The sequence below is a fragment of the Micromonospora sp. WMMD710 genome (assembly GCF_029626045.1).
Classification (GTDB): domain Bacteria; phylum Actinomycetota; class Actinomycetes; order Mycobacteriales; family Micromonosporaceae; genus Micromonospora.
In genome coordinates this window covers 2965701-2989144 of sequence record NZ_JARUBD010000001.1, presented here as the reverse complement: position 1 = coordinate 2989144, position 23444 = coordinate 2965701, and the positions used below count along the sequence as shown (strand labels likewise).

19 protein-coding genes are annotated in these 23444 nt (G+C 72.8%); 8 read left to right on the top strand and 11 right to left on the bottom strand.

What is annotated here, in order from left to right; genetic code table 11:
* From O7620_RS13685 to O7620_RS13670, 4 genes are all read right to left on the bottom strand, one after another.
* Positions 1–1671, bottom strand: coding sequence for a CDP-glycerol glycerophosphotransferase family protein (locus tag O7620_RS13685; protein ID WP_278123309.1), 1671 nt, complete (start codon positions 1669–1671; stop codon positions 1–3).
* 33 nt (positions 1672–1704) lie between these two features.
* Positions 1705–3216 (bottom strand): bifunctional cytidylyltransferase/SDR family oxidoreductase, encoded by a 1512-nt coding sequence (locus O7620_RS13680; RefSeq protein WP_151490704.1) that lies wholly within the window; start codon positions 3214–3216, stop codon positions 1705–1707.
* A 134-nt stretch (positions 3217–3350) separates the two neighbouring features.
* A complete protein-coding gene (locus O7620_RS13675; RefSeq protein WP_278123308.1) occupies positions 3351–4169 on the bottom strand; it encodes an ABC transporter ATP-binding protein in 819 nt (272 codons plus the stop codon).
* Positions 4162–5055: an ABC transporter permease gene (locus tag O7620_RS13670; protein WP_151490705.1), complete on the bottom strand. Its 894-nt coding sequence runs from the start codon at positions 5053–5055 to the stop codon at positions 4162–4164. The genes O7620_RS13675 and O7620_RS13670 overlap by 8 nt, the downstream gene beginning before the upstream one ends.
* Before the next feature lie 218 nt (positions 5056–5273).
* Between O7620_RS13670 and O7620_RS13665 the strand changes: the two genes are divergently transcribed.
* The 3 genes from O7620_RS13665 (at position 5274) to O7620_RS13655 (ending at position 10311) form a co-directional block, all read left to right on the top strand.
* Positions 5274–5873, top strand: coding sequence for a TetR/AcrR family transcriptional regulator (locus O7620_RS13665; protein WP_278127001.1), 600 nt, complete (start codon positions 5274–5276; stop codon positions 5871–5873).
* Between the two features lie 136 nt (positions 5874–6009).
* Positions 6010–8175 carry a DUF6077 domain-containing protein gene (locus O7620_RS13660; protein WP_278123307.1) on the top strand — a complete coding sequence of 722 codons (2166 nt, stop codon included), beginning with the start codon at positions 6010–6012 and terminating at the stop codon, positions 8173–8175.
* Between the two features lie 378 nt (positions 8176–8553).
* Positions 8554–10311: a CDP-glycerol glycerophosphotransferase family protein gene (locus O7620_RS13655; protein ID WP_278123306.1), complete on the top strand. Its 1758-nt coding sequence runs from the start codon at positions 8554–8556 to the stop codon at positions 10309–10311.
* 55 nt (positions 10312–10366) lie between these two features.
* Here O7620_RS13655 and O7620_RS13650 read toward each other — a convergent pair whose 3' ends face one another.
* On the bottom strand, positions 10367–10705 hold the full coding sequence (locus O7620_RS13650) for a DUF952 domain-containing protein (RefSeq protein ID WP_151490707.1): 339 nt from the start codon (positions 10703–10705) through the stop codon (positions 10367–10369).
* Positions 10706–10806: 101 nt separating this feature from the next.
* On the opposite strand from O7620_RS13650, the gene O7620_RS13645 reads away from it, so the two are divergent.
* The 3 genes from O7620_RS13645 (at position 10807) to O7620_RS13635 (ending at position 13311) form a co-directional block, all read left to right on the top strand.
* Complete coding sequence (locus O7620_RS13645; protein ID WP_151490708.1) at positions 10807–11118, top strand: hypothetical protein; 312 nt, start codon at positions 10807–10809, stop codon at positions 11116–11118.
* Positions 11119–11205: 87 nt separating this feature from the next.
* Positions 11206–11862 carry a response regulator transcription factor gene (locus tag O7620_RS13640; protein WP_278123305.1) on the top strand — a complete coding sequence of 219 codons (657 nt, stop codon included), beginning with the start codon at positions 11206–11208 and terminating at the stop codon, positions 11860–11862.
* A 9-nt stretch (positions 11863–11871) separates the two neighbouring features.
* A complete protein-coding gene (locus tag O7620_RS13635) occupies positions 11872–13311 on the top strand; it encodes a HAMP domain-containing sensor histidine kinase (RefSeq protein WP_278123304.1) in 1440 nt (479 codons plus the stop codon).
* A gap of 10 nt (positions 13312–13321) precedes the next feature.
* Here O7620_RS13635 and O7620_RS13630 read toward each other — a convergent pair whose 3' ends face one another.
* The 4 genes from O7620_RS13630 to O7620_RS13615 all read right to left on the bottom strand — a co-directional run bounded on the left by O7620_RS13630 (position 13322) and on the right by O7620_RS13615 (position 17607).
* The gene (locus tag O7620_RS13630) at positions 13322–14287 is read right to left on the bottom strand and encodes a TAXI family TRAP transporter solute-binding subunit (RefSeq protein ID WP_278123303.1); all 966 of its coding nucleotides are present in this window, start codon (positions 14285–14287) and stop codon (positions 13322–13324) included.
* A gap of 64 nt (positions 14288–14351) precedes the next feature.
* Positions 14352–15020 (bottom strand): hypothetical protein, encoded by a 669-nt coding sequence (locus O7620_RS13625; protein ID WP_278123301.1) that lies wholly within the window; start codon positions 15018–15020, stop codon positions 14352–14354.
* Positions 15021–15126: 106 nt separating this feature from the next.
* Positions 15127–15924 (bottom strand): peroxide stress protein YaaA, encoded by a 798-nt coding sequence (gene yaaA / locus O7620_RS13620; RefSeq protein ID WP_278123300.1) that lies wholly within the window; start codon positions 15922–15924, stop codon positions 15127–15129.
* A gap of 63 nt (positions 15925–15987) precedes the next feature.
* Positions 15988–17607: a hypothetical protein gene (locus O7620_RS13615; RefSeq protein WP_278123299.1), complete on the bottom strand. Its 1620-nt coding sequence runs from the start codon at positions 17605–17607 to the stop codon at positions 15988–15990.
* Between the two features lie 124 nt (positions 17608–17731).
* On the opposite strand from O7620_RS13615, the gene O7620_RS13610 reads away from it, so the two are divergent.
* Positions 17732–18772 carry a phosphatase domain-containing protein gene (locus tag O7620_RS13610; RefSeq protein WP_278123298.1) on the top strand — a complete coding sequence of 347 codons (1041 nt, stop codon included), beginning with the start codon at positions 17732–17734 and terminating at the stop codon, positions 18770–18772.
* Positions 18773–18787: 15 nt separating this feature from the next.
* Here the strand turns inward: O7620_RS13610 and glgB are convergent, their stop codons facing one another.
* Both glgB and O7620_RS13600 read right to left on the bottom strand, forming a co-directional pair.
* Complete coding sequence (glgB, locus tag O7620_RS13605) at positions 18788–20890, bottom strand: 1,4-alpha-glucan branching protein GlgB (protein WP_278123297.1); 2103 nt, start codon at positions 20888–20890, stop codon at positions 18788–18790.
* Positions 20878–23034: an alpha-1,4-glucan--maltose-1-phosphate maltosyltransferase gene (locus tag O7620_RS13600; RefSeq protein WP_278123296.1), complete on the bottom strand. Its 2157-nt coding sequence runs from the start codon at positions 23032–23034 to the stop codon at positions 20878–20880. The genes glgB and O7620_RS13600 overlap by 13 nt, the downstream gene beginning before the upstream one ends.
* Positions 23035–23151: 117 nt before the next feature.
* Here O7620_RS13600 and O7620_RS13595 point away from each other — a divergent pair, with 117 nt between their 5' ends.
* Positions 23152–23409 (top strand): AbrB/MazE/SpoVT family DNA-binding domain-containing protein, encoded by a 258-nt coding sequence (locus tag O7620_RS13595; protein WP_225854809.1) that lies wholly within the window; start codon positions 23152–23154, stop codon positions 23407–23409.
* The last annotated feature ends 35 nt before the right edge of the window (positions 23410–23444 follow it).

Genomic DNA, 23444 nt, shown 5'->3' with positions numbered 1-23444 from the left:
CTACACGCGGGCCGGGGTGGGCAGGGCCTGCGCCGGCGCCAGCTCGCGGCGGGCGGCACTCAGGAACCCCTCGGCGTACGACTCGGCCGGGAAGTCACCGAGGTAACGGCGGCGGGTGGTCCACCGCGCCTCGGCGGACGGGTCGGTGTCCAGTAGGTCGGTCAGCACCTCGTCCACGTTGGACATGTCCCGGCGCAGCACGTAACCCGACCCGGCCAACGGGAACCGCTCGGTGAACCGGTCACCCTCGTCGCCCATGTCGGTGACCGCGTACGGCTTGCCGGAGTAGAGGTAGTCCGAGATCACCCCGGACACGTCGGAGACCAGCGCGTCCGAGCGGTTGACGCACTCGGTGAGGCTCAGCTCGCGGGCGGCCGCGCCGACGATGTGCGGGCGTCCGCTGCGGGCCCGGTCGGCGACCAGCAGTTCGGTCAGGCGGGCCAGTTGGCGTGCCGACGCCGGGTTCTGCGCCGTGTACGGGTGGGCCCGCAGGATCACGGTCGCGCCGCGCTCCAGCAGCCGACGCAGTAGCTTCTCGGCCACCGGCAGCGAGCAGTAGTCGGCGTCGGCGTGGTGCCCGGTCCAGGTCGGGGTGTAGAGCACGGTGGGCTGCGCCAACCCCCGCGCCGGCTCGGGGCGTACCTCGATCGACTCGACCTGTGGGCGGCCCACCACCACGAACTTGTCCGCCGGGATCTGCACCCCGGCGCGGGCGTATCGGTCGATCGCCGCCGGCCCCGCCACGAAGATCCGGTCGAAGATCCCCGACACCGGGTTGGCGCTCGGCGCCTTGTCGCTGTCGCCGTGGTGCAACTGCACGTGGGTGAGCTGGGTGAAGCGGATGCAGTGGCTGTTCTTCGCGCCGTGGTTGACGTAGAACGCCGCGCGCAGGCTCGGCACCAGCGCCTCGTCCAGCGACCGCAGGGTGGGGCAGTAGACCACCGGCGCGTCGGTGGCCGCGGCGATCGGGGCCAGGAACTCCGGCTCGCGCAGCACGACCAGGAACGGCCGGCCGATCCGCCGCAGGTACGGCAGCCACATGGTGACCTGGTATTCCGAGCCGGGCGGCGCGGAGAAGTAGAGCAGGAACTCCGGCTCGTGCCGGCGCAGGGCGCGCGCCACCGCACCGCCGCCGACGGCCGGGCGGAACCGCCGCCGGGCCAGGTCCAGGGCGACCGCCCCGGCTCCCGCGCCCAGCAGCACGGTGGCGGCCAGGGCCACGCCGGCCGGCAGGGTCAGCGCGGCGGCGAGGGCCACCACGGCGAGCAGCCCGAGCAGGGCGGTGCCGAGCCGGTCGGCGATCAGCGGCGTCCAGGCACGCACCGGCAGGTTGGCGGCCCGGATCTCGAGGTTGCCGGCCGTGCGCAGCGGCCCCACCAGCAGCACCAGCCCCAGCAGGACCAGCGCGGTGGCGACCAGCGCGAGGTCGAGCCCGTCGTCCAGCCGCCGGGAGTAACCGACCAGGATCGCGGCGGCGATCAGCGTCGTCTCGGCGACGAGGTCAGCGGTGGGACGGATCCGCTGCTCGGCGGCCGAGCCGGCCAGCGCGGCGACGGCCAGCGCCAACCCCCAGCCGGTGGCGTCGGTGAGCGCCAGCACGACAAAGGCCAGCACGGCCAACCCGGTGCTCAGGCACCGGGCGGCCAGCTTTCGGACCAGGTCGCCGCGCATGTCGCTCCGTTCGTGGTTCCGCAGCCGTCGACGTCAGTTCGCGGACGCCACGCCGGCCGGCGCCTCGGCCCGGTCCGGCCCGGACTGCGCCGGCACGGCCGGTCCGTCACCGGGTGCCCGGCGTACGTCGATGACCTGGCCGGTCAGGTCGGAGATCAGCACGTCCAGCGACGACTGGGCGACGGCCTCCGCGGCCAGCAGGGTGTGCTCCGGCTCCTCGCCGAAGGCCCGGGTACGCATCGGGGTGGCGGTCCGCTCCGGGTTGATGCAGTTGACGCGTACGCCGACGTCAGCCCACTCGTCGGCGAGGGCCTGGGTGAGGTTGACCAGGGCGGCCTTGGTGGCGGAGTAGAGCGCGTAGCGGGCCCGCCCCCGGGTGTACGAGCTGGAGGTGTAGAGCAGCAGTTGGCCCTTGGTCTGCTGGAGGTAGGGCAGGGACTGCCGGGCGATGGTCACCGGGCCGACGAAGTTGACCTGGAGGAGTCGGTCCATGGTCTCCTCGTCCATCTCGGCGAGGGCGCCCTTCTCCAGGATCCCGGCGGTGACCACCACGTGGTCGATGCGGCCGGTGGCGTCGAAGGCGGTCTTCAGCGCGGCCTCGACGTCCTCGGCGCGCTCGACGTGGGTGCCGGTGGTGGAGCGGCTGAACGGGAAGACCTGCGCGCCGTAGCGCCGGGCCAGCTCGGTCAGCTCGTGGCCGATGCCGTAGCTGCCGCCGAACACCACGATGGTGCGGCCGGTCAGCTCCTCGGTGTAGCTGCGGTGGTCGGTGAGCCGGGGGGCCTGCGCGGCGGCGAGCTGGAAGAGCTTGTCCGCCAGGTGCACGTCGACCGGGTGGGTGACCTTGATGTTCTCGTCGGAACCGTCGATCACCTTGATCGGGGTGCCGGGCAGGTACCGCAGCACCACGCCGCAGTCGTCGGTGGCGGCGAAGTCCGGGTCACCCTCGGCGATCCGGTACGCCTCGCGGATGGTGGGGGAGCGGAACGCCTGCGGGGTCTGGCCGCGGCGCAGCCGCGAACGCACCGGGATGTCGGTGATGCAGTCGTTGTCGTCGACCTGGATGATCGTGTCTGCGGAGGGGATGGCCACGTCCACGGCGTCGTAGGTCCAGAGCGCGTTCACGCACTCGCGGACGATCCGGCCGCTGAGCAGCGGGCGTACCGCGTCGTGGAAAAGGATGTTGCAGTCGGCCGGGCCGACGGCGTCCAGGGCGATGCGGGTGGTCGCGTTGCGGGTGTCGCCGCCCTCGATCACCTTGGTGACCTTGCGCAGGCCGGCCTTCTCGACGATCTGCCGGGCGTCCTCGACGTGGCCGGTGGCCATCAGCACGATGATCTCGTCGATCTCCGGTGCGGCCTCGAAGACGGCCAGGGTGTGCTCGATGATCGGCTTACCGGCGATCTTCAGCAGTTGCTTCGGGATGCCGAGGCCCAGCCGGGTGCCGGTGCCGCCGGCCAGCACCACGGCCACTGTCCGCGAGGGCCGCCACGGCGTCGGGGTCTCCGTTGCGGCGTCCGGGCCAGTGGTCTGGTCCTGCGTCATTGCCGGATCCTCACTCTCAGGAATGCGTTAACGGAAGGTTCCGCCCGAGCGGCGACGGAATGAACCTTAACGCGCGGACCGCGCCGCCCCAACGCGGGCGACGCGGTCCATGGCGTCGTGTCGATGGCGTCGCTCTATTTGCTGTTCGCGTACGCCTCGTATGCCCGGATGACCTCGTCGGTCGGCCCGTCCATCCGAATGAGGCCCGATTCCAGCCAGATTGTCCGCTCGCAGGTGTCCCGTACCGAGGAGAGCTGGTGGCTGACCAGGAACACCGTGCCGGCGCCCTCACGCAGCTCCCGCACCCGCTGCTCGCTGCGCTTGCGGAAGCCCTTGTCGCCGGTCGCGAGCGCCTCGTCGATGAGGAGCACGTCGTGCTTCTTTGCGGCGGCGATGGAGAAGCGCAGGCGGGCCGCCATGCCCGACGAGTACGTCCGCATCGGCAGGCTGGCGAAGTCGCCCCGCTCGTTGATCCCGGAGAAGTCGATGATCCCCGCGGCCTGCTTGGCCACCTCGTCCGGGTGCATGCCCATGGCCAGGCATCCGAGCACCACGTTGCGCTCACCGGACAGGTCGTTGAGCAGTGCCGCGTTCACGCCGAGCAGCGACGGCTGCCCCTGCGTGTGGATCGCGCCCCGGTTGACCGGCAGCAGGCCGGCGATGGCCCGCAGGATGGTGGACTTGCCGGAGCCGTTGCTGCCGATCAGCCCGATCGCCTCGCCCCGGTACGCGGTGAACGAGACGCCCTTGACCGCGTGCACCTCCCGGACGTTCGGCGCGTGCGTGCGCTTCACCAGCCGGCGCAGCGCGGCGACCGGTGTGGTGCCACCGGCGGCGCCCTGGTGCACCCGGTAGATGATGTGCGCGTCGTCGACCACCACGGTCGGGATGCGCTCCTGCGTGGCGGTCAGTGTCGCGGTCGCCTCGGTGGAGGCCCCGATGTGCTCAACCACGGCCGTACTCCTGTTCGCCGCGCCAGAAGTAGATGAAACCGCCGATCCCGGCCACCAGCGCCCAACCGGCCGCGACCAGCCAGAGCTGGGTCAGCGACTCGTTGAGCAGCGGCGCCTGTTCGAGCAGGGAGTAGCGGGCCAGCTCGATGTAGACCAGCAGCGGGTTGTACTGCACCAGCGTCGTCGCCCAGGCGGGCAGCCGCTCGAAGAGGCTGACGCTGTAGAGGACGCCGGAGCCGTACATCCAGGTGCGCATGACGAACGGCATGACCTGCTTCAGGTCGCTCGACTTGGAGCCCAGCCGGGCCACCAGCAGCACCACGCCGGCGTTGAACACCGCCTGCAGCAGCAGGGCCGGCGCCAGCAGCAACCACTTCAGGGTGATCGGCTCGCCGGTGACCAGCACGATGCCGATCAGCACGACCATCGAGGCCAGCAGCTGCTGGAACTGGGTGATCGTGGTGGACAGCGGCAGGCTGGCCCGGGGGAAGTGCAGCGCCCGGATCAGCCCCAGGTTGCTGCTGATCGACTGGGTGCCGGCCAGGACCGCGCTCTGGGTGAAGTTGAAGATGAACAGCCCGGTGGTCAGGTACGCGATGAAGTTCGGAATGCTGTTCTGCGCCAGCACCACCCCGAAGATCAGGTAGTAGACCGCCGCATTGGTCAGCGGGGTGAGCACCTGCCAGAGCTGACCCAGCTTGGCGTTGCTGTACGAGGCGACCAGCTTGGCGTTGGCGTACGCGGCGATGAAGTGCCGGTAGGCCCACAGTCGGCGGCTGTACTCGACGAGGCTGGGTCGCTCACCGGCGACCCGCAGCCCGTGCCGAGCGGCCAGCTGCGCCTGGGTCAGGCCCGTGTCGGGGTCGACCAGCGCGGTGGTGGCCATGGAAATGGCGCTCCGATCTTTCGTGCAGACGGGGTTGCTCGCGACGATGGAATCCTAGTGGGATGGGTGCGCGGGGCGCCGCCTCGCCGCTGCGTGGACAGTAGTCCGAAACACGTCGGGACGCAACCGTATCGTCGTTGCGCTACTCTAGTCCGCGTGACCTGTGAGAAGAGCCCCTGGTGACGACCGAGAAGAGGCGTACCCCGGCCGGTGCGGCGGTGCTCCGTGGCGAGATCACCACGGCCATCCGGCGCGCCCTGATGCAGGAGCTCGCCGCGGTCGGCTACGGCCGCCTCTCCATCGAGGCGGTCGCCCGCCGGGCCGGCGTCGGCAAGACCGCGATCTACCGGCGGTGGAACTCCAAGCTCGACCTGGTGGTGGAGATCGTCGCCGCGGCGGCGCACGGCAAGCTCCCGGCGCTGGACACCGGCACCCTGCGCGGCGACCTCGCGCTGCTGTTCCAGGCCGTGGCGCACGCCCTGCACCACCCGCTGGCCTCGCAGATCATTCCGGACCTGCTGGCCGAGGCCGCCCGCAACCCCAGCATCGACGCGACCCTGCGTGAGGTGCTGCACGCCCGCCAGCAGGACATCGGTGGTCGCCTGGTCAGCCGGGCCGTGCAGCGCGGTGAGCTACCGGCCGACACCGACCCGGACGCCGCGATCGATCTCATCGTCGGCCCGCTCTACTGGCGGCTCGCCATCGCCCGACTGCCCCTCACCGACAGCTACCTGGACCGTCTGGTCGAGTCCGTCGTCGCCGGACTCGGCGTGCAGAGCGCGGTGCCCCACCAGCACGGCGCGGGCGTGGGGACGTGACTCGCGCTGCCGCCGGGCACCCCCGCGTACCCGGTACGAGCCCGGTAGGCTGCACCCGCCAATTCGGACACCCTCCCGTGTCGATCCCAGGGCGGTCCGGCCCCGGGCGTACACGGATAGACGACAAGGACGGCTCGTGACGGAAGTCCAGGACGTTGTGGAGGCACCTGCGCCAGCCGACCGGGGCACGCCCACGGCGCCGGGTGGCCGACGATCAGGCTCGGGTGCTCTGGTCCGACGCGTCAACGTCGCCGTGGCCGCGCTACCTGTCGTCCTCACCGACGCCGCGATCGTCAGCTTCGCGCTCTGGACGTTGCTCTACCACCTCAACCTCGCCCTGGACCTGCGCCCCTCGGTGGTCCTGGCCGCCTGGGCCGTCGCCATGGTGATCACGGTGGCCGTCGGGTGGCGGCTGCGCTCCCGTCGCCGGGCCGGCGAGCCGATCCCGACCACCGGCGCCGAGACGGCGGACGAGTCGCCCGAGGCGTCGCCGGCCGCGGTCGGACGCGCGACACTGCTGCGCCGCTACGTCCTTCCGATCGGTGCGGCGACCGGCGCGGCACTGCTCGCGGCCCTCGGCAGCGACCAGCTCACCTGGTGGTTGGCGATCGCCCTCGGCGTCGTCGCGATCGTCTCGGTGTGGACGTCGCTGCGGGTGCGGGGCGCGACGACCGGCGCCGGCGTCACCGTCGGCGGCTCTCCCGCGAGCGCCGGCGCGGTGACCACGCCGGTGCAGGGCTACGTGGTGCTCGCCGTCTCGCTGGCCGCCGCGTACTTCGCGACGCTGCTCGCCCGGGTGTCCCTCGACGACGTCTTCTACGTCGGCAAGTCGGTCTGGGTGGCCGAACGCGACGAGATCCCGTTCCGGGACTTCCTGTTCACCGAGGGCGTCCTCCCCGGCGGTACGGCGAACCCGCCGATCCCCTCGTTCGAGGTGTTCATCGGTGCGCTCGCGCGTGTCCTGCACGTGCACGCCGCCTCGGTGACCTGGTATCTCATGCTCCCGCTGCTGGCCGTCTTCGTGATCTTCGCGCTGTGGCGGCTGGTGCTGCGGTGGGCGCCCCGGCGTCCGCTGCTGGTCTTCGGTGTGGCCCTGGCGTACATCCTGCTCGTGGCGGGTGCCCCGGACGTGTTGAACACCTACCACCTGCCCCGGCTCACGCAGGGCAAGAGCGTGTTCGTCCACGGGCTCGTCCCGCTCGCCTGGGTGTACCTCACGGACTTCCTGGAGAACCGGTCCCGGCGGGCCCTCGCCCTGCTCGCGCTGCTCTCGGTCGCCGCCGTCGGGCTGACCACCACCGCGGTCATCCTGCTGCCGCTCCTGGCGGCGACGGTCGCCGCGGTGCTGCTGCTCCTGCGGCGTCCCCGCGAGGCAGTCCTGTGCTTCGCCGCCGCCGCCGCGTACCCGCTGCTGTCCGGCGTGCTCACCCGACTCACCACGAACGGCCTCGACAACGTCATCGCCACGTACACCGAGGTGCAGGAACCGCGCGCCGTCTACGAGTTCAGCCTGTGGCTCGGCGTGCTCGGTGTCATCGCCGGCGTGGCCATGTGGAGTTCCCCGCTGCTGTTGCGTCGCGGCGCGCCACGACTGTTGAGCGCCAGCGCCGTGCTGACCGTGACGCTGCTGCTCGTACCCGGTGTCCTGGTGGTGGGCGCCGAACTCACCGGCTTGGCGGCGGTGCTGTGGCGGGTGCCGTGGATCCTGCCGGTGCCGCTGTTCGTCGGCCTGCTGGCGACGATCCGACTGCCCCGACGGCCCCGGCTCGCCTGGCCGAACCGGGCCCTGGCCTTCGCGATCCCGGTCGCCCTGGTGCTCGCCTTCTTCAACCTTGGCGAGCCGATGTGGACGGCCAATGTCCTGCAGGACAAGCCGAGTTGGCGGATGCCGGACACGCGCAAGAACGTGACGTTCTGGATCACCCGGCAGGACCTGCCGGACGGGCTGGTGCTCGCCCCCACGTCGGTCATGCGGGCCATGCCCCAGGTCACCACCCGCACCCGGGTGGTGATGGCCCGGGACCTCTATCTCACCGACTACGGCATGGACACCCCGTTCGCCAAGGACCGGCTGTTGCTGGGCAGGTTCGCCGACGGCGTCGAGCCGATGCCGTCGGTCGCCGAGGTCGACGCGGCCCTGCGCCGGGTCGACGTGGCCGCGGTCTGCCTGTGGAGGACCAACAAGGTCGGCAACGACGCGGCACCCGCTCTGGGTCTGGTGCGGGTCGCCTCGCGCAAGTCCCCGGGCGGGATGATCTGCTACCGCACCACGACGTCCGGCCCGGCCGCCAGCGGCGGTTGAGCTGCCCGGCCGCCAGCGGCGGTTGAGCTGCCCGGCCGCCAGCGGCGGTTGAGCTGCCCGAATGCCGGTGTGTGGCCGCTTCGGTCGGACGGCCGGTCCGTCGTCCGACGCGGTACCGCGCACCGGCCGGGACAGCCGGTGCGCGTTTGACCGGATTGTCACCCGATACCCGGGCGATGCCGTCACGCCCTCTCGCGTTAAGGTCGCAGTCACGCGCAGGCGGCCGGCCCGTGCTCGGGCTGCCGCGCGGCACACTGCACCTCAGGAGCTCGGTGATGGGGAACGGCCTGCGCGAAGAGCGGGAGAGCGGCCGGACGCGATCGGCGTCGGGGACCACCCGCCCAAGCCGGTCATCAAACTCGTAGGGAGCGAAACTCGTTGTTCGGCACGTTGACAGGACGTATCGGGGTGGCCGCCCAGGCCGCACTGCTGGTGCTGTCCTACCTGGTCATGCTCGTCGCCGGCACCTTCGGATGGGTCGGTCTGTTCGCCGTCGCCGGCCTTGTCGCGGTGGTCGGCGAGTTCGCCGTGGCCCGCTGGTCCCCGTCGTCGCCGCTGTTGTTGGAGAAGGTCGGCCTGCACTGGTCGTACCGGCAGTTGACCCGGGACCTCGCCGCCGTGCTGCTGGTCGCCGCCGAGGTCCCGTTCACCGGCGGTGAGCTGACCCTGCTGCTCGCCCTGCCCGCCGCGGTGTGGGTCGTGTCGGTCTTCGCCGGGGCGTTCTCCACGATGATCGAGCGTCGTAACCCGCTCTCCGCCATGGTGCGCAACATCGAGCTGGGTCCGCTGTCCGCCGCCCCGCAGCCGCCGGCCTGGGCGGCAGCTGTCGCCGGTGACCGGATGCCCCTGCTCAACCTGCTGCTGGTGCCGGCCGCCGTGGCCGCCGCGGTCCAGCACGACGTGACGCCGTTCTTCGTCGCCGCCGCGGTGGCCGTGGTGGCGACCGGCGTGGTGGGCGCGATCATCGCGCTGACCTGGCTGCGTGGCCGGGGCGCGGGGCAGGACCCGCTGCTGCCGGCCGTCCAGCGTTGGCTGGACACCTACCGGCCCGAGGTGGCGCTCTACTTCGCCGGCCCGGCGAAGGACGTCTATCAGGCGAACATGTGGCTCGCCCCGACCGAGGCGCTCCAGCAGCGCGCGGTGGTGCTGATGCGCAGCCGGGACGCGTTCCTGGAGCTGGCCGACACGCGGCTGCCGGTGATCTGCGTACCGACCGGGGTGGACTTCATGAACCTCGAACTCGGCAGCATCCGCGCGGCGCTGTACGCCGCGAACGTCGGCGCGAACATCCACATGCTGCGCGAGCCCGGCACGAAGCACGTCTTCGTCGGGCACGGTGACAGCGACAAGCAGGCCAGCGTCAACCCCTACAGCAAGGTGTACGACGAGGTGTGGGTCGCCGGCCTGGCGGGCCGGGAGCGGTACGCCCGGGCCGGCGTGGGGGTGCTCGACTCCGACATCGTGGAGATCGGCCGGCCGCAGCTCGCCGGGGTGCACACCTTCGGCGCCGAGTCGGTGGACCGGCCGTTCACCGTGTTGTACGCGCCCACCTGGGAGGGTTGGCTCGACGACGACCCGTACCACACCTCGCTGGTGCTGATGGGTGAGCGGATCGTTAAGGGGGTGCTGGCCACGACCCCCGGGGTGCGCCTGATCTACAAGCCGCACCCGCTCACCGGGTCGCGGTCGAAGGCGGCCCGTACCGTGCACGAGCGGATCGTCGACGCGATCCGCTCCGCCGGCGGCAACCCGAACGCGTCCTCCCTGGACGGCACCACGCACCTGGTCATCACCGGCCGCACGCCGGCGCTGTTCGACTGCTTCAACCAGACCGACCTGCTGATCAGCGACGTGTCCAGTGTGGTCTCGGACTTCGTGCAGAGCCAGCGCCCGTACGTGGTGGCCAACCCGGCCGGCCTGCCGGAGGACGAGTTCCGCCGCGAGTTCCCGACCGCGCGGGCCGCGTACCTGCTCTCCAGGGACTGCGGCGAGTTGGAGAAGATCGTGTCGGTGACCCGGGCCGGTGACGACCCGATGACCGAGGCCCGCCGGGAGCTGAAGACCTACCTGCTCGGGCCGGCCGAGGCCAACCCGATGGACCGGTTCCAGGAGGAGATTGGCCGCCTCTGCCGCTGATCGGCGCACCGCTCCGCGCCCCGGCCCGATACCGTCGGACCGGGGCGTGGTCGTGTCAGTCCAGCAGCGCGGCCACCGCGTCGGCGACCGGGACGTCCACCGGCAACACCCGCGCGGCCACCACCGCGGTGACCGGCAGCGGACCGTACAGGTGCGGGAAGAGGTGCCCGCCCCGCGACGGCTCCCAGCGCAGCACGTCGCCCAACCGTTGCTCGTCGACGCTCAGCAGGGTCAGCCCGGTGGCGCCGGCGAAGTGCCGACGGGCCGTCTCCACCACCTGGTCGGCGGCGGAGAGGTGGATGAAACCGTCCTGCCGGTCCACCGCCGAGCCGGCCAGGTGCCCGGCCGCCCGGGCGTCGTCCCACTCCACGGTCGGCAGCAGCTTGTAGATCACCTCCGCAGCCTACGTCGGCCGGTACGCGTTTCGGCCGTACCGCCGCCGACGCCGGTCGTCGCCCGGCATGCTCAGGTGGAGCGGCCGCGGAGGGGATGGCGATGGAGAACTACGACGACGACTGGACCGACAGCCAGCGCGCGCTGTACGGCGAGTGCTACCGGGCCGGCGGCGAGTGGGCCGCGGATCCGGACACCCCGTCGGACGACGTGCAGCACGTGATCAATCTGGCCGAGGCGGACGACGACGCCTTCGACGACGCCGAGATCGACTATCCGCCCCTGGTCGACGCGGTCACCCAGGCCAGCGGGGTCAACGTCACCAGCGTGCCGGCCCGCCACGACGACCCGGGTTTCCGGGGCTTCACCGACGGCGTCCGGGACGCCGTCGCGGACGACGTCTTCGGCCTCTGACCGGCCGCCCCCGGTGGGCGGGCCTCCCACTCACCGCGCGCTTCTGCCACCATTCGCAGGACGGCGCTGCGAGGGACGGGGGCACGGGTGCGCATCCTGCTGGTGGAGGACGACCGCCGGGTGGCCGCTGCGCTCTCCTCGGCCCTCACCCGGCGCGGATACCAGGTGGAGCACGCGGCCACCGTCGCCGCGGCGCTCTCGGCCGCCCCGTGCGATCTGGTGCTGCTCGACCTGACGCTGCCCGACGGGGACGGCACCGACCTGTGCCGGGCGTTGCGCCGGCGCAGCAGCCAGCTCGGCATCATCGCGGTCACCGCACGGGGCGAGGAACGCGACCGCGTGCTCGGGCTGCGCCTCGGCGCCGACGACTACGTCGTCAAACCGTTCTCGATGGTGGAGTTGCAGGCCCGCATCGAGGCGGTGCTGCGCCGAGCCGCGAACGCGGCACCCGAGCGGCAGCTGATCGAGGCCGGGTCGGTGCGCATCGACGTGACCGCCCGGACGGTGACGGTGGACGGCCGGCTGGTCACGTTGACCCGCAAGGAGTTCGACGTGCTGCTCTCGCTGGCCCGTCAGCCCGGCGTGGCGGTGCCCCGCGACCGCATCCTGCTCGACGCCTGGGGCACCACCTGGGCCGACCGGCACACCGTCGAGGTGCATGTCGGGTCGCTGCGCGGCAAGTTGGGCGACGCCCGCCTGGTGGAGACCGTACGCGGGGTCGGCTACCGGCTGCGCGAGGTCTGAGGGGTCGTCGTGCGCCGCCGCCTGGTGATCAGCTATCTGCTGTTGATGGTGCTCGTCCTGATCGCGTTGGAGACCCCGCTGGCCGCCACCCTGGCCGCGAGCGAGACCGAACGGGTCCGCGCCGACCGGTTGGCCGACGCCACCCGGTTCGCGTCGCTGGCCGGGCCGACGCTGCGCGGCGGCGGGCCGGACCCGATCGAGTCTGAGCTGCGCAGCTACGACGAGTTGTACGCGATCGGAGCGGCGGTCGTCGACCGGGACCGGGGCACGCTGATCGCCTCGCCGCGGTGGCAGCCCGCCGCGACCGCCACGGTGTTGGACATCGCGCTGTCCGGGCAGCAGACCAGCGCCCCCGGGTCGGTGTGGCCGTGGACGACCGCGCCGGTGGTGGTGGCCGTGCCGGTCAGCGACGGTGGCGAGGTGCTCGGCGCGGTGGTGATCGTGACCCCTGCCGACCCGATCCGCCGGGCCGTCGCACTCTGGTGGCTGCTGCTCGCCCTGGCGGGTCTGCTCGCCGTACTGGCCTGCGTGCTCACCGCGTTCGGGCTGGCCGGTTGGGTGCTGCGCCCGGTCACCGAACTGGACGCGGTCACCCACGTGATCGCGGAGGGCGACCGGAGCGCCCGGGTGCAGCACCGCCTCGGCCCGCCGGAGCTGCGCCGGCTCGCGGCCGGCTTCAACCACATGGCCGACGTGGTCTCCGACGTGATGGACCGGCAGCGTGCCTTCGTGGCGCACGCCAGCCACCAACTGCGTAACCCGCTCACCGCGCTGCGGCTGCGGGTGGAGGAACTGGGCCCCAGCCTCACCGACGAGGACGGCCGCTCCGAGCACCGGCTGGCGCTGGAGGAGACCGACCGGCTGGCGCTGGTGCTCGACGCGCTGCTCACCCTGGCCCGGGCCGAACGCGAGGAGAACGAGCGGGTCACCGTCGACGCCGCCGCGGTGGCGACGTCCCGGGTGGCCGCGTGGGCACCGCTGGCCCGGCACCGGTCGGTCACGCTGCGGCTGGCCACGAGCGATGCCCCGGCGTACGCCCGGACCGTGCCGACCGCCGTCGACCAGGCGTTGGACGCGCTGATCGACAACGCGGTGAAGTTCAGCGGGCCCGGCGGTGCGGTGACCGTGACGGTGGCCCACCGTGACGACGGGGTGGTCCTGGAGGTGCGCGACTCTGGCCCGGGCATGACCGAGAGTCAGCTCGGCCAGGCCACCGAGCGGTTCTGGCGGGCACCGGACGCGCAGAACGTCGACGGCGCGGGGCTCGGCCTGACCATCGTCGCGGTGCTGGTGGACGCCTCCGACGGGCGGCTCACGATGCGCGCGGGGGAGTCGCGGGGGCTGGTCGCCGGCCTGTGGTTTCCGGCGCCGCCACCCGGTCCCGAGGTCGACCGGGTGGCCGTGGACACCGAACCCGCCGGGCCGGCGCGGCCCGTCCCCGCCGGGTGACGGGCGACCGTCAGGGTTTGGCCGCGCGGTACCAGGCCGCCGCGCCGGGGTGCAGCGCCAGCGGGGCGGTGACGATCGCCGAGCGGGGGCTCATCCGTCCCGCCGCCGGATGCGCTGCGGCCAGCTCGGCCCGCCGGTCCATCAACAGTGCGGTCACCTCCCGGACCAGCCGCTGGGGCAGGTTGGCCCGCACGATCAGGTAGTTCGGGTCGGCCACCGTGGTCACCCGGTCGACGCCGTACACCGAGCGGGGAATGTCCCGGGAGACGTAGACCGGGCCGTAGCGGGAGCGCAGGCGCTCGGTCCACTCGCTCAGGTCGACGATCCGGGTGGCGCTGCGCCAGGCCAGCTCCTCGATGCCCCGCACCGGAAGCCCGCCGGAGAAGAAGAACGCGTCGATGCGCCCGGCACGCAGCGCGGCCACCGAGTCGTCCAGTCCGAGCCGTTCGCGGTGCACCGCGTCGCCGCCGAGCCGCGCCACCTCCAGCAGGCGGCTCGCGGTGATCTCGGTACCCGAGCCGGGGGCGCCGACGGACACCCGCCGCCCACCCAGGTCGGCGACGGTACGCACCGGGCCACCGCCCGTGGTGACCAGGTGCAGCTGGTCGTCGTACACCCGGGCGATCGCGTTGATCGACGCGCTCGCCGCGGTGGGGCCGAGCAGCACGTCGGCCTGGGTGAAGCCCAGCTCGGCGTCGCCGGAGCCGACCAGTCGGACGTTCTCCGCCGAGGCGGCGGTGACCACCACGCTGGCCCGTACGTCGGGTAGTTCCCGGTTGAGGATGGCCGCCAGGGACTGCCCGAAGGCGTAGTAGACGGCGGTGGGGCTGCCGGTGGCGATCCGGATCGGCACCGGGTCGGTCGCGGTGTCCCGGCAGCCGCCCACCGTCAGGGTCAGCAGCAGCGTCAACAGGGCCGCCGTGCCCGCGCCGCGGTGGCCGGGCCGGCTGGACGGGGTACGCCTCACGCGCTGCACTGTGCGCCGTCGGCCCGGTGGGCGCAAGCCCGTCCGGGGCGGCCGGCGCGTCACCGGCGCCCGTTCAGCAGGCCGGGCGGCGGGCGGGCTCCAGGGCGGCGCTGCTCAGGATCCGCTCCCGGTCGGGGCCGTCGGCGACGCTGACCAGGAAGCAGCCGGTGCCCGGGCGCAGCCGGGCCGGCACGTCGAGCACGGCGGCGCCGCGGATCAGCACGGCGGCCAGCTCCCGGTCGGTGATCCGGACGCCGAGGATGTGCCGGCGGACGTGCCGCCCACCGGCCAGCAGCGCCGACCGCCAGGCCGAGGCCGCCAGGCGGGACACCCACCGCCGGCGGGCCGGCGAGGCGCCGGGCAGCGGCCCGCCGAGCAGCTCCCGACGCCCCTGCCACCAGCCGGCGTCCAACAGCCGGGTGTACGTCCTGTGGTGTTCCCGGGGCACCCAGAGCCGGTGCAGCTCATAGCGGCGACGCAGGCCACCGACGGCCGCCTCGTGGGTCACCGGGATGTCCAGCCGTCCGAGCAGCTGGCGCATCCGTTGGGCGGCGTCCTCCCGGTTGAACTCGACAGCCGGGGTGTACGACCTGGGCGTCGTGCCCGGTCGGGCGGCGGTCGGCGGTGGCGTGCAGCGCAGCAGGCAGGCGGCCTCGAACGCGTCGCCCAGGGTCAGCCAGTCCAGTGGGGGTGGCGTCGCCGGGGTGCGGAGTCCATCGAGCAGGGCGGGTTCGCGGGTCAACGGAGGCTTCCCTTGTCGGAGTCTGGGTTCTCCTACCGTGGCCCCTGCGACGCCATTGCGGAACCGCTCGCGCCGAGCCTTGAGCAAATCTTGCGGCTGCCCGCCGTCACAGGTCGGTGACGACCAGATCCACCTGCCGCACCCGGCCCGGCGCGACGGTCTGCTCCTCGACGGTGTGCTTCAGCTCCCGCAGCGTGCCGATCAGCTCCGCGGCGGTACGCGGCCGGGCCCCGGCGACCAGCAGGTCACGCACCAGCCGCCCCTTGGCCGCCTTGTTGAAGTGGCTCACCACCGAACGGACCGGCGCACCGTCGACCTCCCGTTCGTGCAGCACCCGCACGGTGACCGTCCGCTCGGCCAGCTCCCCGCGTGGCGTCCAGGTGGCCGCGTACGCGCCGGAGCGCAGGTCCAGCACCGTCCCCCGGCCGGCGGCGGCGTCCAGCGCCGGCGCCAGCTCCCCGCGCCAGTACGCCGACAGCGCGCCCACGCCGGGCAGGCGGGCGCCGATCGGGCAGCGGTACGGCGGGATCCGGTCGGCCAGCCGCACCGCGCCCCACAGACCCGAGCTGATCAGGATCGACCGGCGGGCCGCCCGCTGTGCCGGTGCCGGCAGCGAGGCCAGCTCCAGCGCCTCGTAGAGCACCCCCGTGTAGAGCCGTTCGGCCGGTGCGGTGGCCGCCGCCCGCAGTCGGGCGTTGCGCCGCAGCTCGCCGCGCTGCCCGTCGCTGAGGCCGAGCGCCGTCCGAGCCGCCTCCTCGTCCGGGCCGGCGCAGAGCGCCACCAGCGCGTCGAGGACCCGCTCGCGGGCCGGGTTCAGCTCGGGCATCGACAGCCGGTCCGCGGCCCAGCGCCGTCCGGTGCCGGCATCGGCCTTTCCCTCCGAGGGCGGCAGCAGGATGAGCATCGGGTCTCCTCGACGGGTGCGACGGCGCCCCGCGCGCCGGCCCGGCCAGCGTACGACCCGGCTCTACCGCCACGGCCGCACCGGTGTGTCGGGGTGGTACACGCGATAGCCGCCGACCTCCCGGACGAGCGCGGCGTCGGCGGAGTCGGCGAGCAACCGGCGCAGCCGGCGGTCCATCGGGGAGTCGACCTCCACCACGTAACCCGGCCGTTCGGCCCGGCCGACCTGCCGCCAGTACGGCCGGTAGCGGTTCTGCCCGGGGGACAGGTCGGCGTCGAGCACGCCGCAGACGACCCTCTCGTCGGTGTTGAAGATCAGCCGGTTGCAGGTCCAGTAGTCCCCGTACACCTCGTGCGGGCCGTCGGCGCGCAGGGCGGCGGCCAGGTCCCGGGCCTGGCGCTCCTCGGTCCGCGACGCGGCGGTGCCGGTCGTCGCGAACAGCACGGTGATCACCAGCGTGATCGCGGTCAGCGCGACCAGCACCGCGGTGGCCAGCGCGCCGGTGAGCCGGCCGAGCACGCTGACCGTGCCCCGCCAGGAGGTCAGGGCCGCCACCCAGAGCGGCCAGAGCACCGCCGGCAGTGACAGTTGCAGCACCGACAGGTAGCGGGCGTTGTCCAGTGGGCTGGTCGCGGCGAGCGGGCTGCGCACGTACGACAGCAGGGTCAACGCCGCGCCCGCGACCAGCGCGAGCTGTACGACCGGCCCGACCCGCTCCCCGCGCGGCCCGCCGGCGGCCCGGCGGTACGCGAGTACGGCGAGCGCCGCGGCGGCCACCAGCAGCAGCGGGTAGAGCAGCCCGAACCACTGCTGCCAGCGCCCGCAGCCGTCCACCGGGCAGAGCCCGTGCGCCAGCGGCACCCCCTCCAGCAGGCCACCGGAGATCCGCTCGGACCACGACGGCAGCGGCCCCGCCGTGGTGCTGACCTCCCGGAACACCGTCAGCGAGTCCTCACCCGGCCCGGCACGCAGGTTGTCGACGATCATCGGCGCGACCCCGACCACGAAGCCCGCCACCAGCAGCAGACCGGACCAACCGAGCAGCTCCCGGCGCAGCGCCCACACCAGCGCCAGCCCGGCCACCGCCAGGTACGGCAGGATCAGCCAGTCCGACCAGGCGGCCACACCGACGAGCAGGCCGAACAGTGCGACGGCGAGCCGACGGCGGTGCACCGTGCCGGCGGCCAGTCCCACGGTGATCAGCAGCATCAGCAGCACCGCCGGCTTCACCTCCGGCCGCCCGCCGACGACGGTGAGCTGGTCGCGTACCACCCGCTCCGGCCCGAGCGCGAGCAGGCCGACGACGAAGGTGGCGAACCAGGGCGCGCAGATCCGGCGGGTCAACCGGTGGATCAGGTAGAGGAAGAGCGCGTACAGCGCGAGCATCGGCAGCCGCAGCACCGGCCAGCTCGGTCCGGCCAGCGCGACCAGCGGCGCCGCCAGGTACGACTCCAGCATCCCCATGTAGTGCTGGCCGTACAGGAAGACCGGCCGTTCCCGGCCCTGCCCGATGTGCAGCGCGGCGAGGCCGAAGGTGGCCTCGTCGCTGTTCGATACCGGCACCGTGTACAGCGTCAGGACCAGCCGGTAGACGACGCCGACCAGCCCGAACAGCAGCGCCACGAGCGCCGGCCGGTCGAGTCTCGGGCGCCACCGCCCACGGTGCTGCTCTGGATGCGACACGACCAACGCCCCCGTCGTCGTCCCGACCGGAGTGTTTCACGGACGGCGGGCGGGCCGGGGAGGTTCTGCGCAGCCGGGGCCGGCTCGCGTGGCCGTGGGTGTCGACGTGTGGCAGGGTTGGCGCGTGCCACCCACTCCCGCCGGCCAACTGGCCGTTCCGAACCTGCACCGGGCAGCGCGGATCGAGGACGCCGTTCACCAGCTCGTGGAGCGCCGCCTGCGCCGCACCGGCTGGCGGGTCAACATCGTCGCGTACACCGGCTACGGCGCCCCGGGCTGGGTACGGGTGATGTGCCGGGTGCTGCTGGGCCGTCCGGACACCCGCCAGCGGGGCCGCCTGGACAAGGTTCGTGGCTGGCGCAGCTTCACCACCCTGCCGGCGAAACACGTCACGGTGACCATCGAGGCCGGCGGGGTGCGCCACGAGACGCGGGCCGACCGCAGCGGCTTCGTCGACACGCTGGTCGAGGCCGACCTGCCGCCCGGCTGGGGCACGGTCCGGCTCGGCGTCCCCGACGCCGAGCCGGTCGACGCGCCGGTGCGCATCCTCGACCCGGACGTCACGTTCGGCATCCTCTCCGACATCGACGACACGGTGATGGTCACCGCGCTGCCCCGGCCGCTGCTCGCCGCGTGGAACACGTTCGTGCTCGACGAGCACGCCCGCGCCGCCGTACCCGGCATGGCGGTGCTCTTCGAACGCCTCGTCACCGCGCACCCCGGTTCGCCGGTCTTCTACCTCTCCACCGGCGCGTGGAACGTCGCGCCGACGCTGACCCGGTTCCTGTCCCGGCACCTCTACCCGGCCGGGCCGCTGCTGCTCACCGACTGGGGGCCGACGGCCGACCGCTGGTTCCGCAGCGGCATGGAGCACAAGCGCTCCACCCTGGCCCGGCTGGCCAAGGAGTTCCCCGACGTGCGCTGGCTGCTGGTGGGCGACGACGGCCAGCACGACCAGGAGATCTACCGGGAGTTCGCCGCCGCCCACCCGGAGAACGTCGCCGGGGTGGCGATCCGCCGACTGTCCCCGACCCAGTCGGTGCTGGCCGGTAGCCTGCCCGCCCCCGCCGGCCGCCCCTCGTCGGGACCGGTGGGGCAGAAGTGGCTGTCCGCGCCCGACGGCGCCGGCCTGTGGCAGCTGCTCCGAGACGCCAACCTGGTCTGAGCGTCGCCGCGTTCGTCAGCCCTGGCGGAGCCAGACCGCGCCCAGCGGAGGCACCTGGAGGGCCGCCGACGCCACCATTCCGTGCCACGGCACGTCCTCGGCGCGGACCTCGCCCAGGTTGCCCACGCCCGACCCGCCGTAGTGGTGCGCGTCGGTGTTGAGCACCTCGGTCCACGTCCCGCCGGCCGGTAGCCCGATCCGGTAGTCGTGCAGCGGCTGGGCGGAGAAGTTCGCCACGCACACCAGCGTCGAGCCGTCCGGGGCGATCCGGACGAACGACACGGTGTTGTTGGCGACGTCGTCGCCGGCGATCCAGCGGAACCCGGCCGGTGCGGTGTCCTGTGCCCAGAGGGCCGGCGTGTCCCGGTAGACCCGGTTGAGGTCGCCGACGAGCCGTTGCACGCCGGCGCGGGCCGGGTCGTGCAGCAGGTACCAGTCGAGGCCCCGCTCCTCGCTCCACTCCCGGTCGTCGGCCAGCTCGGAGCCCATGAAGAGCAGCTGCTTGCCCGGGTGCGCCCACATGTACGCCAGCAGCGCCCGTACGTTGGCCAGCCGCTGCCAGGTGTCGCCGGGCATCTTGCCGGCCAGTGACCCCTTACCGTGCACGACCTCGTCGTGGCTGATCGGCAGCACGTAGTTCTCGCTCCAGGCGTACGCCAGGGAGAACGTGAGCTGGTGGTGGTGGTGCTGGCGGTAGATCGGATCCTTCGAGGTGTAGAGCAGGGTGTCGTGCATCCAGCCCATGTTCCACTTGAAGCCGAAGCCCAGCCCGCCGTCGGCCGTCGGGCGGGTCACGCCCGGCCAGGCGGTGGACTCCTCGGCGATCATGACGACGCCGGCGTGGTGCTTGTAGACGGTCGCGTTCACCTCCTGCATGAAAGCGATGGCCTCCAGGTTCTCCCGACCGCCGTACTGGTTGGGGGCCCACTGGCCGTGCTCGCGGGAGTAGTCCAGGTAGAGCATCGAGGCGACCGCGTCGACCCGCAGCCCGTCGACGTGGAACTGGTCGCACCAGTAGAGGGCGTTCGCGACCAGGAAGTTGCGGACCTCGCGGCGGCCGAAGTCGAACACGTACGTGCCCCAGTCGGGGTGCTCGCCCCGGCGCGGGTCGGGGTGCTCGTAGAGCGGGGTGCCGTCGAAGCGCGCGAGCGCCCACTCGTCCTTGGGGAAGTGCGCGGGCACCCAGTCGAGGATCACGCCGATGCCGGCGGCGTGCAGGGAGTCGACGAGGTGGCGGAAGTCGTCCGGGTCGCCGAAGCGGGACGTCGGCGCGAAGTAGCCGGTCACCTGGTAGCCCCAGGAACCGCCGAACGGGTGCTCCATCACCGGCAGGAACTCCACGTGCGTGAAGCCCAGCTCGGTGACGTACGCGACGAGCTGGTCGGCCAGTTCGCGGTAACCGAGGCCGGGCCGCCAGGAGCCGAGGTGCACCTCGTACACGCTCATCGGCTCCTGGTGGGGCTGGCGCTCGGCCCGCCGGGCCAGCCAGTCCGCGTCGTTCCACCGGTACGTCGAGTGGTGCACCACCGAGGCGGTGGCCGGCGGCACCTCCGCGTACGCCGCGAGGGGGTCGGCCTTGTCCCGCCACTGCCCGTCGGCGCCGAGGACCCGGTACTTGTAGCGGGCGCCGACGCGGGCGTTGGGCACGAACAGCTCCCACACGCCGCTGGAGCCGAGTGACCGCATCGGCCAGCCGTCGTCCGGGCCCCAACCGGTGAAGTCGCCGACCACCCGCACCCCACGGGCGTTGGGCGCCCACACGCTGAACGCCACACCCTCGTCGAAGACCCGCGCGCCGAGCGCGTCCCACAGCCGCTCGTGCCGGCCCTCGCCGATCAGGTGCAGGTCCAGTTCGCCAAGGGTCGGCGGGTAGCGGTACGGGTCGTCGTGCGCGGTCCCGTCGACCTCCACCCGGTAGTCGAGCACGGTGCCCTCGACCTGGGCCTCGAAGACGCCCACGTCGTGCACCCGCTTCATCGGGTACCGCTCGTCGCCGACGAGCAGCACCACGTCACCGGCGCCCCGGCGCATCGTGCGGATCGTCGTGGCGGAGTCGGCGGGGTGCGCGCCGAGCAGCGCGTGCGGGTCGTGCGTCGCGCCGGTGATCAGCTGGTCCATCGGGCGTCCTTCGGGGCGGCGTCGGTCGGTGCGGAGGCGGCGGGGCGGGCCGCGGCCGGGCGCGGAGCCGCCGCCGGGTCGGTGGCGGCTGTCGGTGCCGGGGTCGTCGGCGCGGTGCCTCCGGACAGGTCGTCCGGGACGTCGGCGACGGTCAGGTCCGCCGGTTCGACACCGGCGGGCGCCGGCGCGGCGGGCGGCGTCGGCCGGCGCACGGTCAGCACGTGCGCGGGTTGCAGGTACGGGTCGAGGCGTACCGCGTTGCGCTGACCCCAGTCGTAGCTGGTGCCGGTCAGCTCGTCGTGCACGGTGAACCGTTCGTGCCAGTCGAAGCCCAGCGCCGGCATGTCGAGGGTGGTGTTGCCCCACTGCACGACGCGCGGGTCGAACGAGCAGATCACGATGACGGTGTTGCCGGTCTCCGGGTCGTGCTTGGACCAGCAGAGCAGCGCCGGGTTGTCGATCTCGTGGAAGCGCAGGTTGCGCAGCTGGTGCAGGGCCGGGTTGTCGCGGCGTACCCGGTTGAGGGTGGCCAGGAACGGCGCCAGCGAGCGGCCCTGCGCCTCGGCGCCGGCCCAGTCCCGGGGCCGCAGCTCGTACTTCTCGTTGTCCAGGTATTCCTCGGCGCCCGGCCGGGCCACGTGCTCGAACAGCTCGTAGCCGGCGTAGAGACCCCAGGAGGGGGAGAGCAGCGCGGCCAGCACCGCCCGGATCTTGAACATCGGCGGGCCGCCGTGCTGCAACGACTCGTGCAGGATGTCCGGGGTGTTCGGCCAGAAGTTCGGCCGCATGTAGTCGGCCGCCTCGATCAACTCCTCGCAGTACGCCCGCATCTCGGCGGCCGTCGTGCGCCAGGTGAAATAGGTGTACGACTGGGTGAAGCCGATCTTGCCGAGGCCGTGCATGATGGCCGGCCGGGTGAACGCCTCGGCCAGGAACAGCACGTCCGGATCGACCGCCTTGACCTCGGCGATCAGCCAGTGCCAGAAGTCGAACGGCTTGGTGTGCGGGTTGTCCACCCGGAAGATCCGGATGCCCTCGCCCACCCAGTGCAGCACCACCCGCCGCACCTCGGCGCGGATGCCCTCCGGGTCGTTGTCGAAGTTGACCGGGTAGATGTCCTGGTACTTCTTGGGCGGGTTCTCCGCGTACGCGATGCTGCCGTCGGCCCGGGTGGTGAACCACTCCGGGTGCTCGGTGACCCACGGGTGGTCCGGCGCGCACTGCAACGCCAGGTCCATCGCCACCTCCAGGCCCTGCGCCGCCGCCGCCTCGATGAAGGCGCGGAAGTCCGCCGGCGTACCCAGGTCGGGGTGGATGGTGTCGTGGCCGCCCTCGGCGGCGCCGATCGCCCACGGCGAGCCCACGTCGGTCGGCCCGGCGGTGAGCGCGTTGTTGCGGCCCTTGCGGTTGATCCGGCCGATCGGGTGGATCGGCGGCAGGTAGAGCACGTCGAAGCCCATCGCCGCCACGCCGGGAAGCCGCTCGGTGGCGGTCGCGAAGGTGCCGGAGACGTCGCCCACCGCTCCTTCGGAGCGGGGGAAGAACTCGTACCAGGCCGAGTAGAGGGCCCGCTTGCGGTCCACCCAGATCGAGTACGTGTCACCGGCGGTGACCAGCTCCCGTACCGGGTGCTCCCAGAGCAGGTCGGCCAGGGCCAGCGCCGGGCCGACGCGCTGCGGCAACGGCAGGTCGGTGTCGGCGAGGGCGGTGAGCGCGGCGGCGACGCGGGGCCGGTCGGCGGCCGGCACGAGGTCCCGGGCGGCGGCCAGCACCCGGGCGCCTTCGGCCAGGTCGTTGGCCAGGTCCTCCGGCCCCTGCCCGGCGGCGATCTTCTTGGTCACCGCGTTCTGCCAGGTCAGGTACGGGTCCTGGAACGCCTCGACGGAGAAGGTCCATTCGCCCACCGCGTCGGGGCGGATGGTGGCGTGCCAACGGTCCTGGCCGGGCTCGCCGGGGCGCATCCGGGTGGACGGGCGCTGGGCGCCGTCCGGGCCGGCCCACACCACGGTGCAGCCGAGCGCGTCATGCCCCTCCCGGTAGGCGCGCGCCGACACCGGAACCGGCTCGTCGACCACCGCCTTGGCCGGGTACCGCCCGCACGAGACGACGGGGGAGACGTCTTCGATCGGGAACCGTCCAGTCACCCCGCCAACCTACTGCGCGAGATCCGTTCGCGCGCGGCCAAGCACCCCGGTCAGTCCCAGGTGCGGTTCGCCAGGACGCGCCGCGTAACGAGAGGTGTCACGTATCGTTGGTATTACGTGACGGAGGTACCGAGCATGCGGCTGAACAGCAAGGGCCAGGTGACCATCCCGGCCGCGCTGCGAGCCCGTTACAACCTGCATGAGGGCGATGAGGTCGACGTGGTCGAGGAGGGCGGCGCCCTGCGCATAGTGCGCGTGCAGGGCGCCGAAACCCGAGGTCAACGCCTCGTCCGACACATGCGCGGGCGGGGCAGCGCCAAGGAGACCGAGCACATGTCCACCGAGGAACTGATGGAGCTGCTGCGTGGCGAGTGAGAGGCTGCGCGCAGTGCCATCGCGTCCAACCGGCG

What these genes read in the sequence shown, in the direction of transcription:
- O7620_RS13685 (WP_278123309.1), bottom strand. Translation starts at nt 1,671, where the DNA reads ATGCGCGGCGACCTGGTCCGAAAGCTGGCCGCCCGGTGCCTGAGCACC.
- O7620_RS13680 (WP_151490704.1), bottom strand. Translation starts at nt 3,216, where the DNA reads ATGACGCAGGACCAGACCACTGGCCCGGACGCCGCAACGGAGACCCCG.
- O7620_RS13670 (WP_151490705.1), bottom strand. Translation starts at nt 5,055, where the DNA reads ATGGCCACCACCGCGCTGGTCGACCCCGACACGGGCCTGACCCAGGCG.
- O7620_RS13645 (WP_151490708.1), top strand. Translation starts at nt 10,807, where the DNA reads ATGGAGAACTACGACGACGACTGGACCGACAGCCAGCGCGCGCTGTAC.
- yaaA (WP_278123300.1), bottom strand. Translation starts at nt 15,924, where the DNA reads ATGCTCATCCTGCTGCCGCCCTCGGAGGGAAAGGCCGATGCCGGCACC.
- glgB (WP_278123297.1), bottom strand. Translation starts at nt 20,890, where the DNA reads ATGGACCAGCTGATCACCGGCGCGACGCACGACCCGCACGCGCTGCTC.